At 74.0% G+C, this 14,633-nt stretch carries 13 protein-coding genes and 1 tRNA gene; 3 read left to right on the forward strand and 11 right to left on the reverse strand.

What is annotated here, in order from left to right:
• Positions 1 to 26 precede the first annotated feature (26 nt).
• The 6 genes from ACZ6AQ_RS13035 to ACZ6AQ_RS13060 all read right to left on the reverse strand — a co-directional run bounded on the left by ACZ6AQ_RS13035 (position 27) and on the right by ACZ6AQ_RS13060 (position 6,200).
• Entirely contained in the window at positions 27 to 821 is a 795-nt protein-coding gene (locus ACZ6AQ_RS13035) for a S16 family serine protease (RefSeq protein ID WP_468759712.1), read from the reverse strand.
• 237 nt (positions 822 to 1,058) lie between these two features.
• On the reverse strand, positions 1,059 to 1,700 hold the full coding sequence (locus tag ACZ6AQ_RS13040) for an IclR family transcriptional regulator (RefSeq protein WP_352017341.1): 642 nt from the start codon (positions 1,698 to 1,700) through the stop codon (positions 1,059 to 1,061).
• A 525-nt stretch (positions 1,701 to 2,225) separates the two neighbouring features.
• Positions 2,226 to 4,022: a DEAD/DEAH box helicase gene (locus tag ACZ6AQ_RS13045; RefSeq protein ID WP_468759837.1), complete on the reverse strand. Its 1,797-nt coding sequence runs from the start codon at positions 4,020 to 4,022 to the stop codon at positions 2,226 to 2,228.
• Positions 4,023 to 4,122: 100 nt separating this feature from the next.
• Complete coding sequence (locus tag ACZ6AQ_RS13050; RefSeq protein ID WP_468759713.1) at positions 4,123 to 4,542, reverse strand: type II toxin-antitoxin system death-on-curing family toxin; 420 nt, start codon at positions 4,540 to 4,542, stop codon at positions 4,123 to 4,125.
• Positions 4,479 to 4,664: a hypothetical protein gene (locus tag ACZ6AQ_RS13055; protein ID WP_468759715.1), complete on the reverse strand. Its 186-nt coding sequence runs from the start codon at positions 4,662 to 4,664 to the stop codon at positions 4,479 to 4,481. The genes ACZ6AQ_RS13050 and ACZ6AQ_RS13055 overlap by 64 nt, the downstream gene beginning before the upstream one ends.
• Positions 4,665 to 4,706: 42 nt before the next feature.
• Positions 4,707 to 6,200, reverse strand: a complete 1,494-nt coding sequence (locus ACZ6AQ_RS13060) for an MFS transporter (RefSeq protein ID WP_468759717.1) — start codon at positions 6,198 to 6,200, stop codon at positions 4,707 to 4,709.
• A 192-nt stretch (positions 6,201 to 6,392) separates the two neighbouring features.
• On the opposite strand from ACZ6AQ_RS13060, the gene ACZ6AQ_RS13065 reads away from it, so the two are divergent.
• Positions 6,393 to 6,467: transfer RNA gene (locus ACZ6AQ_RS13065), tRNA-Cys, on the forward strand.
• A gap of 339 nt (positions 6,468 to 6,806) precedes the next feature.
• On the opposite strand, the gene ACZ6AQ_RS13070 is transcribed toward ACZ6AQ_RS13065, so the two are convergent.
• Both ACZ6AQ_RS13070 and ACZ6AQ_RS13075 read right to left on the reverse strand, forming a co-directional pair.
• On the reverse strand, positions 6,807 to 8,033 hold the full coding sequence (locus ACZ6AQ_RS13070; RefSeq protein WP_468759719.1) for a helix-turn-helix domain-containing protein: 1,227 nt from the start codon (positions 8,031 to 8,033) through the stop codon (positions 6,807 to 6,809).
• 87 nt (positions 8,034 to 8,120) lie between these two features.
• The gene (locus ACZ6AQ_RS13075) at positions 8,121 to 8,315 is read right to left on the reverse strand and encodes a winged helix-turn-helix domain-containing protein (protein WP_468759721.1); all 195 of its coding nucleotides are present in this window, start codon (positions 8,313 to 8,315) and stop codon (positions 8,121 to 8,123) included.
• A 485-nt stretch (positions 8,316 to 8,800) separates the two neighbouring features.
• On the opposite strand from ACZ6AQ_RS13075, the gene ACZ6AQ_RS13080 reads away from it, so the two are divergent.
• Together ACZ6AQ_RS13080 and ACZ6AQ_RS13085 are read left to right on the forward strand one after the other, a co-directional pair.
• Complete coding sequence (locus tag ACZ6AQ_RS13080; RefSeq protein WP_468759722.1) at positions 8,801 to 9,052, forward strand: hypothetical protein; 252 nt, start codon at positions 8,801 to 8,803, stop codon at positions 9,050 to 9,052.
• Positions 9,049 to 9,282, forward strand: a complete 234-nt coding sequence (locus tag ACZ6AQ_RS13085) for a hypothetical protein (RefSeq protein ID WP_468759724.1) — start codon at positions 9,049 to 9,051, stop codon at positions 9,280 to 9,282. Before ACZ6AQ_RS13080 ends, ACZ6AQ_RS13085 begins: the two co-directional genes overlap by 4 nt.
• Before the next feature lie 169 nt (positions 9,283 to 9,451).
• On the opposite strand, the gene ACZ6AQ_RS13090 is transcribed toward ACZ6AQ_RS13085, so the two are convergent.
• Genes ACZ6AQ_RS13090 through ACZ6AQ_RS13100 form a run of 3 tightly spaced genes read right to left on the reverse strand, consistent with a single transcriptional unit; the run spans position 9,452 to position 14,450 of the window.
• A complete protein-coding gene (locus ACZ6AQ_RS13090; RefSeq protein WP_468759726.1) occupies positions 9,452 to 11,773 on the reverse strand; it encodes a xanthine dehydrogenase family protein molybdopterin-binding subunit in 2,322 nt (773 codons plus the stop codon).
• Positions 11,770 to 13,578: a (2Fe-2S)-binding protein gene (locus ACZ6AQ_RS13095; protein ID WP_468759728.1), complete on the reverse strand. Its 1,809-nt coding sequence runs from the start codon at positions 13,576 to 13,578 to the stop codon at positions 11,770 to 11,772. The genes ACZ6AQ_RS13090 and ACZ6AQ_RS13095 overlap by 4 nt, the downstream gene beginning before the upstream one ends.
• Positions 13,575 to 14,450 (reverse strand): FAD binding domain-containing protein, encoded by an 876-nt coding sequence (locus ACZ6AQ_RS13100; protein WP_388690478.1) that lies wholly within the window; start codon positions 14,448 to 14,450, stop codon positions 13,575 to 13,577. The genes ACZ6AQ_RS13095 and ACZ6AQ_RS13100 overlap by 4 nt, the downstream gene beginning before the upstream one ends.
• Between the last annotated feature and the right edge of the window lie 183 nt (positions 14,451 to 14,633).

Raw genomic sequence — 14,633 nt, forward strand, 5'->3', positions numbered from 1 at the left:
AGGGCGCGCCCGTGTCCCCGCCGGGTTCAGCAGGACGGGACCTTCGACTCCTGCCCCTGCCCCAGGGCCCTGAGGGAGGCCACCGCGTCGTCGAGGGCGGTGACGGGAACCAGCCGCAGCCCCTTCGGCAGCTCGGCCTCCGCGTCCGAACACTCCGCCTTCGGCACCAGGAAGACGGTGGCGCCGTCCCGGGCGGCGGCCTGCGTCTTGAGGGAGACGCCGCCGACGGCGCCGACCTTCCCGTCCGGGGCGATCGTGCCCGTACCGGCGACGGTCCGGCCGCCGGTGAGGTCGCCGCCGGCGCCGTTCCCGTCGAGCTTGTCGACGATGCCGAGGGAGAAGAGGAGACCGGCGCTGGGGCCGCCGATGTCCGCGAGGTGCAGGGTCACCTTCACCTTCGCGGGGTCCTTCTTCAGGTGGCCGAGGGCGGCGAGCGCGGCGGCGTCCTGCGACTCCTTCATCTGGCCGAGGTTGTGCTCCTCGACCTCCGCGTCCGACTTCCCCGAGGGGTAGACGGAGCTCTTCGGCAGGACGGCCCGGTCGGCGCGGAACCAGGCGTCGGCCACGTCCGTGAAGCGGATGTCCGCGGACGGCCCGGTCGCGAGGATCGTCGTCATCCTCAGCTGACCGCCGGTCTTCCGGACCGGGGCGCCGGTGATGGTGATGACCTCCTGCCCCCTGTCCGCGCCGAGCACGTCGGCGGTCGAACCGGGCTGCGCGATCGCGTACGGCAGCGGCGCGAGCCCGACGGCGGCGAAGAGCGCGACGACGGGCAGCGCGCAGAGCGCGAGGGCACGGGGACGGGAGAGGCTGGAGAACACGCCCCCAATCTACTGGGCGCGCACCGGGGCGGGGGCGGGGGCGCACGCCGGGGCGGGGGGCGGGCGCGGACGCCGGGACGGGGCGCACGCCGGGACGGGGCCGGGCACGCACGCCGGGGCGGGGCCGGGCGCGGACCGGTCCTCGTCACCACCGCGTTCCGGGTCCGTACGCGCCGTCGCCCGGCGCTACTCCCGCCGGCGGAAGAAGACGTCGGGCTGACGGCACCGTTCCGCGCCTCAGCGCAGCGCGTCCGCGACCTCCCGGGCCGCGTCCACCACCCGGGGGCCCACCCGCTCCGGCACCGCGTCCGCGAGCATGACGACGCCGACGCTGCCCTCGACGCCGGTGACGCCGATCAGCGGGGCGGCGGCGCCGCTCGCGCCGGCCTCCAGTTCGCCGTGGGTGAGGGTGTAGCCGGGTTCGGTCAGGCCGCCCTGGCGGGCGGCGAGGATCGCGCGGCCGGCCGCGCCCCGGTCCAGCGGGTGGCGGAAGCCGGCCCGGTAGGCGACGTGGTAGTCCGTCCAGGTCGGTTCGACGACCGCGACCGCGAGCGCCTCCGCCCCGTCGACCAGGGTGAGGTGGGCCGTCGCCCCTATGTCCTCGGCGAGCGAGCGCAGCGCGGGCAGCGCCGCCTCCCGCACCAGGGGGTGGACCTGGCGCCCGAGCCGCAGCACGCCCAGGCCGACGCGGGCGCGCCCGCCGAGGTCGCGCCGGACGAGGGCGTGCTGTTCGAGCGTGGCGAGGAGGCGGTAGACCACGGTCCGGTTGACGCCGAGTTTGTTGGACAACTCGGTGACGGTCAGGCCGTGGTCGGTGTCGGCGAGCAGCTTGAGGACTCTGAGTCCCCGGTCGAGCGTCTGGGAGGTCTCCGCGGTCACGACGCCCTCTCCTTCGGAGTGAGTGGAGGCGGGACTCTCACGGGGGTTGCCTCGCCGGTCCCGCGGCGACGCACGTCAGAGGCCGCCGGCAGGAAGGGGTACACCGGCTGCGCTCCGCGGCGGCGCTGCCACGGGGCGATTGCTTTTGAGCCGGGACAGTAGCGACCCGCTCCGCTCAGCGGAAGACCTCGTCCAGAATCCGGTCAGGGGCGACCGGATGAAGGCGGTTCGGGACTTTTACCGGTCCGACGAGGGACTTCGGCGGACAAGATCGGCTTTGTCGCGCGGGGGCGGGGGGCGGTCCCCGGACCGGTCAGGGGGGTGGTGAGGAGGGCGGGCGAGGGGTGCTCAGAACGTCGGTCACGGGATCGCCGCCCAGGCTCCGACCAGGTCCCCGCCCAGACCCCGACCAGACCCCGACCAGGTCCCGTCCAGGTCACGCCCCGGTCCGCGAGCGACGCGGCCGGGGCCCGTACGCGTCTCCGCGCACGGGCCCCGGCCGGCCGTTCACAGGGGGTCGAGGGGTCACCGCATGCGGGTGGCCCACTCCTGCACCTTCTTGATCCGTTCCCGGATCTGCCCGGCGGTGGCCTCCGCGCTCGGCGGGCCGCCGCACACCCGGCGCAGCTCGGTGTGGATGACGCCGTGCGGTTTGCCGCTCTGGTGGACGTACGCGCCGACCATCGTGTTGAGCTGCTTGCGCAGTTCGAGCAGCTCCTTGTGGGAGACGACGGGCCGCCGCTCGGCGGGCAGTTCCAGCAGGTCCGCCTCGGTGTCCGGCTTCTTGCGGCTGTGTGCGATCTGCCGGGCCTGCCGCTTCTGGAGGAGGAGCTGGACCTGGTCGGGTTCGAGGAGTCCGGGGATGCCGAGGTAGTCCTGCTCCTCCTCGCTCCCGGGGTGGGCCTGCATGCCGAACTCGGCGCTGTTGTAGAGGACGCGGTCGAAGACGGCGTCGGACTCCAGGGCCTCGAAGGGCAGCATGTCCTGCTCTCCGGTGTCCTCGTCCTGCTGCTTCTCGGCCTCCGCCATCTCCTTCTCGGACTCGGCGTACGGGTCCTCGTCCTCGCCCGCCTTCTTCGGCCGGTCGAGCGTGTGGTCGCGCTCGACCTCCATCTCGTTGGCGAAGCCGAGGAGGCTGGGGATCGTGGGGAGGAACACCGAGGCGGTCTCGCCGCGCCTGCGGGAACGCACGAAGCGGCCGACGGCCTGGGCGAAGAAGAGCGGGGTCGAGATCGTCGTCGCGTACACCCCGACCGCGAGGCGCGGGACGTCGACGCCCTCGGAGACCATGCGGACCGCGACCATCCAGCGGTCGTCGCTCTCGCTGAACTCGTCGATGCGGCCGGAGGCACCCGCGTCGTCGGAGAGGACCAGGGTGGCGCGGTGGCCGGTGATCTCGCGGATCAGCTTGGCGTACGCGCGGGCCGACTCCTGGTCGGAGGCGATCACGAGGCCGCCGGCGTCCGGAATGGACTTGCGGACCTCGGTGAGGCGCCGGTCGGCGGCGCGCAGCACGTTCGGCATCCAGTCGCCGCGCGGGTCCAGGGCGGTGCGCCACGCCTGCGAGACGGCGTCCTTGGTCATCGGCTCGCCGAGGCGGGCGGCGATCTCGTCGCCCGCCTTGGTGCGCCAGCGCATGTTGCCGCTGTAGGAGAGGAAGATGACCGGCCGCACGACCCCGTCGCCGAGGGCGTTGCCGTAGCCGTACGTGTAGTCCGCGGACGACCGGCGGATGCCGTCGTTCCCCTCCTCGTACGTGACGAAGGGGATGGGGTTGGTGTCGGAGCGGAAGGGGGTGCCGGTGAGCGCGAGGCGGCGCGTGGCGGGCTCGAACGCCTCCAGGCACGCCTCGCCCCAGGACTTGGAGTCACCGGCGTGGTGGATCTCGTCCAGGATGACGAGGGTCTTGCGCTGCTCGCAGCGGTTGCGGTGGAGCATGGGCCGGACGCCGACGCCCGCGTAGGTGAGGGCGACGCCGTCGTACTCCTTGCTGAGCGGCCCCGCGCTGTACTCCGGGTCCAGCTTGATCCCTATCCGCGCGGCGGCGGCGGCCCACTGCTTCTTGAGGTGCTCGGTGGGCGCGATCACGGTGATCTGCTGCACGACGTGGTGGTGCAGGAGCCACGAGGCGAGGGTCAGCGCGAAGGTGGTCTTGCCGGCTCCGGGGGTGGCGACCGCGAGGAAGTCGCGGGGCTGCTCCTGGATGTACTTCTCCATCGCTCCCTGCTGCCAGGCTCGCAGCTTTCCGGCGGTGCCCCAGGGGGCGCGGCCGGGGAAGGCGGGAGAGAGGTGGTGTGAGGAGGTGGCGGTGGTAGTCACGATCTCCGGTTCGGCGCTCGTCCAGATATGACAACCGGGCCACCTTACCGGCGGCCGGCCCCGGTCCTCGTACCCGGCGGGAGGTCTCCCACCCGGGTGCGATTCACCTCACGTCGGGGTCGACCAGCGCCCGGAGGCCGTCCGCGATGGTCCCGACCTCGTCCACATCGCCGGTGGCGACGGCGATGACCAGGCGTTCCGCCGCGTCGATGTCGGGGCGGAGCCGGACGCCGTTCAGGGCGAGGAGGGTCACGCAGGAGAGCCAGGCGGTGCGCTTGTTCCCGTCGACGGCGGGGTGGTTCACGGCGAGTGACTGCAGGAGCGCGGCGGCCTTGTCCAGGAGGTCCGGATACGCCTCCTCGCCGAAGGCCGTGGCCGAGGGCCGGTGGACGGCCGAGTCGAGCAGTCCGGGGTCGCGGACGACGAACGGCTGGTCGTCCACGGCGTACTCGGCGACGATCAGGACGTCCTCGGTCGAGAGGCGGAGGCGGCTCGCTTGAGCCGCTCCAGCAGCTCGTGCCACACGGCGGCCTGCTCCTCGGCGGTCCGGCGCACGGCCGCCTCCCGCTCCCGGGCGGGCGCGTCCGCGTCCTGTCGTGCGGGGGCTCCGGGCCGGTCGCCGCGGGGACGCGGGTTCGTGGTCATGGCGGGACGGTACCGGCCGGCGCCCTCCCGCCACCAGCGGATTCAGCTCCGGGCCACCGGCTCCCCGTGCAACCGTGTGGCGACCCACGCCCCCGCCGCCGCCACCGCGGCCATCGGAAGGAAGACCGCCGCGAAGGCTCCCGGGTGGGAGCCGGTGGCGGCCGTGGAGGAGGTGACGGCGTGGCCCACCGCGCCGCCGCCGAGGGCCGCGAAGGCCGCGCCGCCGATCGAGAGGAGCAGGACGTTGGAGAGGCCGTCGGAGATCTGGAGGGCGGCGGAGTTCGTGCCCGCCTCCTCGGGCGCGGAGAGCTTCAGGAGGAGCACGCTCGTGGAGGAGATCACGGCGCCCATGCCGAGGCACCCGAAGGCCCAGGCGACCGCGACGGTCCACGCCGGGACGGCGGTGATCAGGACGCTCGGCGCCGTCAGGATCGCGAGCGCGACCAGGACCATGCCGAGGACGACGAGGCGTTCCCGGTACGGCTCCGTCCACGGCCGGGACTGGATCCAGGAGCCCAGCGCCCAGGTGAGGCCGCCGACGGCCAGGGAGAGGCCGGCGAGGGTGGGGCTCAGGCCCCGCTGGGTGACCAGCATCAGGGGTACGAAGGACTCGGCGGCGATGAAGGACCCGGCGGCGACCCCGCGCAGCAGGACCACCGAGGGCAGCCCCCGGGCGGCCCGGTAGGTGCCGTGCGGCAGCAGGCCGCGCACGGCGGGCACGAGGAGCGCGGCGCCCGCGGCGGCGGGGACCAGGGACAGCCAGCGCAGCTCCTGCCCGGCGTACTGGAGGAGCCCGGCGCCCGCGGAGATGCCGAGGGCGAGCCGGACACGGCGCCGGTTCCACGGGACGGGCGGCGCGGACGGGTCGGCGGGCCCCGAGGCGGTCCGGCGTATCGCGGGGAGCGCGAGGGCGAGCGGCAGGACGACGAGAACGGGGATGCCTGTGAAGACCCAGCGCCAGCCCAGGTGCTCGGTGATCGTGCCGGAGGCGAGGGGGCCGACGACCGAGGGGACGACCCAGCTCGCGGCGAAGGCGGCCATGATCGCGGGCCTGAGGTGTTCGGCGTAGGCGCGGCTGACGACCACGTACAGGGCGACGATGACCAGGCCGCCGCCGAGGCCCTGCACGGCCCGCCCGAGGACGAACAGCCACATGGAGCCGGCGGTGCCGGAGAGGAGCAGTCCGGCGGCGAAGGCGGAGATGCCGGTGGTGAGGGGCGCCAGCGGCCCGTTCCGGTCGGACCACTGCCCGGCCAGGACCATGGCGAAGAGGCTGGTGGTGAAGTACGCGGAGAAGGCGAAGGCGTAGACGGAGACGCCGTTCAGCTCGCGGGCGGCGACGGGCATGGCCGTGCCGACGGCGGTCGCCTCGAAGGCGATGAGCAGGACGACGGAGACGATGCCGATGCTGAGCGCCCGGTGGGCCGGGTCGAGGACGGACCCCGGGGCGTCGGGGCGGTCGGTACGGGGGCCGGTCCGGGGACTTCCGGCGGTGGCGGCGCCGGTGTCGGCGTCGCGGGGTTCGAGGGCGCTCATCACCCCAGGGTAAGAGGTGTAGACCTGAATGACCCCTGTCGGAGGACCGGTGCCCGCTCGGTCCTCCGACGTACGACCACGAACGGAGTGTTGCGGGCGTGTGGCAGTCGCGTGGCACGGCCCCGCACGCCCTTGAGCCCCCGCGCACCGCCCGCCTACGGTCGTACCAGTGCACGACCGCACCCCCCTCACGACCGTGTGCCCGAGTGGCTCAGGGACTCGCCTGCAAAGCGGGTTACGCGGGTTCGATTCCCGCCACGGTCTCCACTGATCGTCTGACCTGCACTTGTGGTCAGCCGGCTCGGCCTCCTGGCTCTGTGACTTCATGGTCGAGGGCCCGTGGCTTCGAAAGGGTCCTCGATCACGCGATCATCCGCGTATTCACCGAGGGCCCGCGCGCCGAAGAGCTGCCTGTCGGCGGGCGTCTCGGGTGAGAAGGCCATGGCCGTACGCGGCTGGAAGTCCCCGGCGATGCTCCGGCGGCACGGCGCGGACCTGGCCGGCAAGCGAGCCGTGGACGCCGTGCACGCACTGGACGACCGGTACTGACCGGCTGACGCACGTTGGGCGCGGGGCATCCATCCCCTGCGCACCACACCCGACGTGTCAGGCGGCGTGACCAGCCAGTATGGCCGCGACCTCGGGAACATCGGCGTACTCCCGCAGCCGGGCAAGCACGACTCGGACCCGTTCGGCTGTGCGCTCCGAAGCGACATCTGCCGCTATGCGGATCACCCGCTCGGCTGCCGCTGCGGCCTCCTCGGGCTCGTTCGCATCGGCCAGGGCGACAGCGAGCCACGACAGGTAGAGGGCCATCTCTCGGGTGTGCGTGGCGTCGTACCGGTCGAGCACGTCACGCAGGAGCGGTACCGCTCGCAGCGGCCGACGAAGCTCCGTGTAGACCCGGGACTCCATGACCTGTAGCTCCCCGGCGTCTACCCAGTACAGATAGGCCGGGGCCTCTTCGCCGTCGTCGTGTCGGGACAGAGCCTCGGAGGCTTCGCCCAGCGCACGCATGGCGGCTCGGCCGTTCTCCGTCCCGCCCGCCTGGGTGTGCGCCCACGCCACCCGGTCCCAGTACAGGGCACGAGCCTTGCCCGGTGCGTCGTCTCCCGCATCGTGCAGAGCGGCTTGTGCCAGCACCAGGCCCTCAGCCGTCCGGCCCGTGTTGGTCATCTGGTAGGCGAGAGACCCCGCCAGGTTCCCGGCGAGCGTCATGTCTCCGGCCTGCTTGGCTGCGCTCAGGCCGAGACGATAGATCCGCTCCGCTTCGTCGTGCTGTCCGGCGTCCGAGGCGATCCAGCCGGCGATCTGCGCCAGCTCCCCGATCTGGACGAGCAGGGCCCGGCCGGCCTCTTCGCTGTGCGTCGTCTCGCGGTACAGCCGAACGGCCGAGCGGAGCTCTCGCATCGCGGGGCGGATCAGGTCTCCTCCGGCCAGTACGTCGTCGGCGAGGCGTAGCCCGTGAACCCGCTTCTCCAGGTCAACGACTTCTCCCGCACCCAGCCGACGACCTGTGCTCAGGTCCAGCACGGCGAACGGGTCCCCCTCGGGAAGGAAGTCGTCCAGCCTCGGCAGGACAGGTCGGGTGTGGGACGTGTCGCCGTCCGCGTCGAGCAGACGCATCCCCTGGTCGATGATCCGGCCATCGGCGTCGAGTAACGCGTCAAGGCTCTGGAGGAGTTCCACGCTGGGCAGTTGCTTGCCCGACAGAACGCGCGACAGGAACGCCGGGTCGTACATCATCCGCCGCGAGGCTTCCCGCTGCGACAGGCCCGCCCGCTTGAGCGCTTCCCGAACCCGGTGCCCGAACTCTCCGACCGCGCTGCTCATGGGGAAAGCCTAGACAGTCACCAGTCAGTCAACACCCAGTCATCAGTTCCGAGTACGTCAGGCCCAGAGACTCGGATCATGAACGCATTACTGGTTCTTGACGGCGAACGAGCCCCGGCCGAGTTCGGTGTGGATCCGGCCCTCGTCCCGCAGGGTGACCACGGCCTTCTGAACGGTCGACGGGACCACGTCCAGCTCGGCGGCCAACTGGTTCACGGGCGGGAAGCGCGATCCGGGGTCCCACTCGCCGGCGTCGAGACGGCGACGGAGTTCGTCTGCCACCTGCGGCCATACGGGCTTGCTGCGGTCGAGATCCACAGGGCCGGGCTCTGCGCATATGCGTTCCCACGTGACCACGTATACGCGCATACGCGTATGCCCCGAGCGAGTGACCGCAGAAGACCCCCGCGACTGCGCGAACAGTCCGGGGGCGTGGCCGATCACCCAAGGAGTGACCGACGTGCGTAGCGTGCTTGCCCTCTTCCTGGCTTGGCTCGTGCCCTCCACGGGCAGGCGTCGAGCCGCCACCGAGGGCGTGCTGATTCAGCACACCCCTCCCGCGAATTTCCCGACGCGGCGGCTCCTGATCACACGCGAGCCGGTGGGTGTGGGGCTCCCCGCTCGCCCCGTCAGTCCGAACGGCTGCGCGGTGAAGACGTGGCGTTGATCCGTCCGTACCTGCTTCTCCACGAGTACCGCAACGGCATCGTTCACGAGGCAGTGACGTCATGAGCAGGAACCCCCGACGCCGCCAGGATCCGGTTCGGATGTGCTCGGACTGCGAGCAGATCACCACACAGCCAATCGTCATCCAGCGCATCGAGCCGAAGGACGGGATCGGGTGGAGCCTGTACGCGTGCCTCGCGTGCGCGCCCAAGCACCTGAGCCCTCTTGGGGCACGCTGCCTGTGGCTCCTCCACGTGCCGTACTGCTGGGAGTGCGACAACGAGGGCGAGTGCCCGGTCAGCGCGACCCTGCGCCGGGTCTTCGAACCCGAATTCCAGGGCGAGTCGGCATGACGGCCTCCTCGAAGAAGAAGCGGGCGGGGCGTACGGGGCACAGCCCGACCGCGTACGGCCTCATCGACTGGCTGAACGCCCTCTCGGACGTGTGCGGGTACTGCGCCGGTCAGCGCGCCGTCTGGTGCCCCGACTGCGGCGGGGGTGCCGGGTGCAGAACGTGCGGCCGGACCCGCAAGGTCCCCTGCCCGGTCTGTTCGGGCGGCCTGCACGAGAAGTGGGCGCCGTGACCACGCCCTTCCCTGTCCGATCCGGCTCGGTCCGCTCGTCGTCCAACCGTGCGGAAGGACGGCTGCCCGCGTAGTCCACCGGCGGCCCGGTCTTCCCGGGGCGCTCCGGTTCCGCACGGAACGCGGGGGCCCCGGACCTCCCGGTCCGGGCCCCCGCCATGTCCGGCCCCTACGGGGTGGCCGCCGCCACCGCCGCCTGGGGGCGGATCGGGAGGCGGTTGACCGGGCGGCCGGTCGCCGCGCGGACCGCCGAGGCCACCGCGGCGGGCGAGGTGACGACCGGGACCGCGCTCGCGGCCTTGGCGCCGAAGGGGGCCACCACGTCCCGCTCCTCGACCAGCTTCACGATGCGGATGTCCGGGGCGTCCAGGGAGGTCGGGAGCGCGTAGCCGGTGAAGTCGGGGTGCCGGACCAGGCCGCGGGCGGTGCGCAGGTTCTCCGTGAGGGCCGCGCCGACGCCCTGGGTGACGCCCGCCTCGATCCGGACGGCGAGCTGCGCCGGGTTGAGGACGCGGCCGACGTCCTGGGCGACGGCCATCTCCACGACCCGTACGGAGCCGAGCTCCACGTCCACGTCCACGACCGCCCGGATCGCGCAGAAGGCGAGGCCCACGAAGGCGTCGCCCTGGCCCGCGTCGTCCAGGGGCTCGGTGGGGTGGGGACGGCACTGGGCGGTGGCCCACAGCTCCTTGCCGTCGAGCGCCTCGGTGACCGTCGTGGACAGCACGCCGTCGTACGAGGTGATCTTGCCGTCGGCGATCTGGAGCAGCTCCGTCGACATGCCGAACTTGTGGGCGAGGGGCTGGAGGAGCTGCGTGCGGACCATCTTCGCGGCCCGTTCGACGGCCCCGCCCGACACCCAGGTGTGCCGGCCGTGGGCGGCCGGTCCGGCGGGCGGCTGGTCGGTGTCGACGGGGGCGACGTGGACCTCCTCGACGCCCAGGGTGTCCTGCACGATCTGCCGGGCGAGCGTCGAGAAGCCCGAACCGGTGTCCACGGCCGAGCAGATGACCGTGGCCACGCCGTCCATGACCCGCACGGTCGCCGTGGAGACCTCGTCGGTGCCCTCCGCGCCGAGCATGTGGACCATGCCGAGCGCGTAGCCCACGCCCCGCCGCACCGCGCCGGGCTCGCCCGCACCCTCGGGGCCGCCGGGCAGCAGCCACTCGCCCTCCGGGATGTCCTTGGGCAGCGGGGGGAGCGGGAAGTCCCGTACGGCGGTGAGCAGTTCGACCACCGGGGCCGGGCAGGTCACCGTCTGGCCGGTGGGCAGGAGGTCACCGGTCGCCATGACGTTCCGCAGGCGCAGCTCGGCCGGGTCCACGCCCAGTTTCGCGGCCAGCTTGTCCATCTGCGCCTCGTACGCCGCGCACACCTGCAGGGCGCCCTCGCCCCGCACGTGGCCGGAGGGCGGGTTGTTCGTGCGGACCGCCCAGCCCTCCACGAAGGCGTGCGGGACGACGTACGGGCCGCAGGCGAAGGCGACGGCCGCCGCGAGCGACTCGGACGAGGAGTCGGCGTAGGCGCCCGCGTCGAGCAGGATCTGCGCCTCCACCTTCACCAGGCGTCCCTCCGCGTCCGCGTGGTGCCGGTAGCGCAGCAGGGTGGGGTGGCGGTGGGCGTGGCCGAGGAACGACTCCTCGCGCGTGGCGGTGAGCTTGACGGGGCAGCCGGTGCGCAGCGCGAGCAGGCCCAGCGGGATCTGGAAGCCCGGGTCCTCGCGGTCGCCGGTGGCGCCCGGGACGCCGGTGACGACCAGCTTGACCTGCTCGGGCGCCAGGCCGAAGCAGGCGGCGGCCAGGTCGCGGTCGGTGTGCGGGTCGGTGGAGGCCGTGTACAGCTCCACGCCCCCGTCCGGTCGGGGCACGGCGAGGCCGGCCTCGGCGCCGATCGGCGCCGGGTCCTGCCGCCCGATCCGGTACAGGCCCTCGACGACGACCTCGCCGGTGGCCTCCGGGTCGCCGAAGCGGAGCGGGATGTGCCGGATCAGGTTCCCGTCGGGGTGCAGGGGTTCGGCCTCGAACGCCTTCTCCGGGTCGGTGACCGGTTCGAGGACCTCGTACTCGACGCCGATCGCGGCGGCGGCGAGCCGGGCCGTGTCGGGGTGGTCGGCGGCGACGGCCGCGATGGCCTCGCCGTGGTGCCGGACCAAGTCGGAGGCGAAGACGGGCCGGTCGGCGACCCGGCGCCCGTAGGTGGCCGCGCCGGGCACGTCGGCGGCCGTCACCACGGCCCGCACGCCCGGCATGGCGGTCGCGGCGGTGGTGTCGACCGAGACGATCCGGGCGTGCGGGTGCGGGGAGCGCAGGATCGCCGCCCAGAGCAGGCCCTCGGCCCACAGGTCGGCGGCGTACGGGAAGGTGCCCTCGGTCTTCGCCCGGGACTCGGCCTGCGGGAGCGAGGTGCCGAGGCCGTGGGCGGCCGGCTCCGGTCCGAGGGGTCCGGGTCCGTCCGGGACCGTGGGAGCGGCGGTGATCGCGTCGCTGCTCACGCCATGCCTCCGTCGTGCGGGTGGGGGATCTGGTGCGGGACACGGGCGCCGTCGGCGCCCTCGGAGGCGTGGGCCGCGGCACTCGCCTCGCGCTCGGCGACGACGTCCCGTACGGCCTGGAGCACGCCCCGGTAGCCGGAACAGCGGCAGAGGTTGCCGGCGAGCGCCTGGCGGGTCTCCAGCTCGGTGGGGGCGTGGTTGCCCTCCAGGAGGTCGTGCACGGTCATGCACATGCCGGGGATGCAGAAGCCGCACTGGACGGTGCCGCACGTGGCCATGGCCCGCTGCACGTCGGAGGGCTCCCCGTCGACCGCGAGGCCCTCGACCGTCCGGACCTCGCTCCCGGCGGCGGTCGCGGCGGGCACCAGGCAGGAGGCGACGAGGCGGCCGTCGACCTGCACGTTGCACGCGCCGCACTCGCCCTGCGAGCAGCCGTCCTTGGCCCCGGCGAGCCCCAGCCGCTCGCGCAGGACGTAGAGCAGCGACTCCCCGATCCAGGAGCCGGTGACGGGCCGCTCCACCCCGTTGACCCGCAGGGAGTACGAGGTGTGGGGGTGTTCGTCGCCGTCGGTGGACGCCCCGGTCCCCGGTGCGGCGGGGAGCACGGCGGAGGCGGTCGCGCCGGGCACGTCCGCGTCCGGGACGTCCGTGTCGAGGACGGTCTCCGCGCGGGGTGCGGCGTCCGCGCCGGGGGCGGTCTCCGGACGGGGTGCGGCGTCCGCGCCGGGAACGGTCCCCGCCGGGGGAACGCCGTCCGCGCCGGTCCCGGGGGCGGGCTCCGCGCCGGGGCCGGGGCCCTGGTCGGGGGCGGTCTCCGCGCGGAGACCGGCAGCGGTTCCCGGGGCGTCCGCGCCGTGCTCCGGGGCCGCGCCGTACGCCTCCGCCGGGTCCGGGCCGTACGCCTCCGCCGGGTCCGCCTCCCCGTCGGCGGCCTCCGGGCTCCCGTCCGCCTCCGTGTCCGTGTCCGTGTCCGTGTCCATGGACGTGGACACGGGCGCGGGCGCGGGGGTGTCCGCGGGCACGGCCTCCGGGGCGCCGGGCACCGGCTCCCCGGGGAGGGCCCAGGGCGCGGGCGCGCCGCCCGGCAGGGTCGCCGGGGCGCCGTCGTACGAAGGGGGCGCGGCGGGCGGCACCGGGGCGGCGAACCCGTCCCGCTCCTCCGCCTCCTCGACGGGGAACTCCCACTGTCCCGTGGCGCCCGGCCCCGGTGCGGGCTCCGTCGTTCCCGTCGTCCCCGCCGTCCCCGCCTCCTCGGCGAAGCGCCACTCGGCCGTCGCGTGCGGGTCTCCGTCGCCGTACCCGGCCCGGTCGGGGCGCCCGCCCTGCTCGAAGTACTCGAAGCCCCCGCTCGGCCCGAAGTCCTGACCCTGGTCCGGGCCGTGGCCCCGGCCCTCGCTCCGGTCCTGTCCGAAGGACCGCGACGGCTCGAAGAAGTCCGGCTGCCCGAAGGGCTCCGGCGACTCGAAGGACCGGGGCTCCTCGAATCCCTGGAGTTCCCCGAACCCCCGGGACTCCTGCTCCTGCCCGAAGTACCCGTCCCGCGACGGGTCCCGGTCCGCCTCCGCCGGCGGGTGCGCCGTCCAGCCGCCCGTGGCCGCCGGATCGGTCGCCGGGGCGGGGGCGAGCGGCTGGAGGGGGGTGATCATCGGCGGCACGTAGCCGTGGCCGGGCGCCTCCAGGGGCACGCCGTCCAGCATGAAGTCGGGCGGCAGCTGCACGAAGGCGGTCGCGTCGCCGTCGTACCCCTCGCTCTGCGGGATCGGCTCCCAGCCGCCCTGGTTGCCGTGCTGTTCGTCGTTGCTCACGCGAGTGCCCTCCCCAGTGCCCGTCGGGCGAGTGCGGCGACGGTGCGCCGCAGGTGCAGTACGGCGGGGGGCAGTTGCCCGCCCCCCTGCGGGTCCGGGACGCAGGCGGCGGCGACGTACTCGCCGAACGCCGTCAGCGCCTCCGGCGCGAGCCCCCGGTCGTTGTCCCAGTCCACGAGGGAGGCGATCCAGCGCTCGGCCTCCAGCGGGCGCAGCGGCATCGGCGCGACGGCGCCGACGGCGCAGCGCACCCCGCGCCGGGCCGGGTCGAGGACGACCGCGACGGAGGCGGTGGCGCGGGCCGGGCCGGTGCGGCCGGTGGCCTTGAGGAAGACCTGGGGGGCGTGGAGCAGCGGCACCCGGACGAAGCCCACGAGTTCGCCGGGGGCGAGCAGGTCGCGCCCGGCGAGCAGGTGGGAGACGGGGATCTCGCGGCTGCCCTGCGGCCCGAGGACGACGAGGTCGGCCTCCAGGGCGGCGAGGACGGGCAGCGAGTCGCCGGTGGGCGCGGCGGTGACGACGTTGCCGCCGAGGGTGCCCGCGTTGCGGATCTGGGGCGGCCCGGCGGCGCGGGCGGCGGCGGCGAGGGCCGGGATGAGGGCGGCGAAGTCGGGACGGCCCATCCGGGCGTGGGTGAGGCCCGCGCCGAGGAGGGCGTGGCCGTCCTGGTACTGCCAGCCCCTGATCTCGTTGACGCGGCCCAGGCCGACGAGTCCCGCGGGCCGGAGCCGGCCCTGGTTGACGGCGGCCATCAGGTCGGTGCCGCCCGCGACCGGAATGGCGTCCGGCCTGGCCGTGAGGGCCGCCACGGCCTCGTCGAGCGAGGCGGGCAGCGTCACGGACTGCGCCGTCTGTGGTGCGTGCGTGGTCAACCCGCTGCCCCTTCCCGGTGTCCCGGCGGACCCCGACTGTCGCCCGGCCGTCGCGCCTGCGTGTGGGCGTACCGTACGTGCTCACAGGCAGGACGTGGCAACTCTGGCACATCTTCGGAGCCGTCCGGCGCGAGGGTCCGCGAAGGACTGTTTCGTCCGGAACATCCCTTTGGGTACGGTGAC

The sequence above is a fragment of the Streptomyces sp. NPDC041191 genome (genome assembly GCF_055591945.1).

What these genes read in the sequence shown, in the direction of transcription:
- ACZ6AQ_RS13055 (WP_468759715.1), bottom strand. Translation starts at nt 4,664, where the DNA reads ATGACCACGAACCCGCGTCCCCGCGGCGACCGGCCCGGAGCCCCCGCA.
- ACZ6AQ_RS13060 (WP_468759717.1), bottom strand. Translation starts at nt 6,200, where the DNA reads ATGAGCGCCCTCGAACCCCGCGACGCCGACACCGGCGCCGCCACCGCC.
- ACZ6AQ_RS13070 (WP_468759719.1), bottom strand. Translation starts at nt 8,033, where the DNA reads ATGAGCAGCGCGGTCGGAGAGTTCGGGCACCGGGTTCGGGAAGCGCTC.
- ACZ6AQ_RS13080 (WP_468759722.1), top strand. Translation starts at nt 8,801, where the DNA reads ATGTGCTCGGACTGCGAGCAGATCACCACACAGCCAATCGTCATCCAG.
- ACZ6AQ_RS13085 (WP_468759724.1), top strand. Translation starts at nt 9,049, where the DNA reads ATGACGGCCTCCTCGAAGAAGAAGCGGGCGGGGCGTACGGGGCACAGC.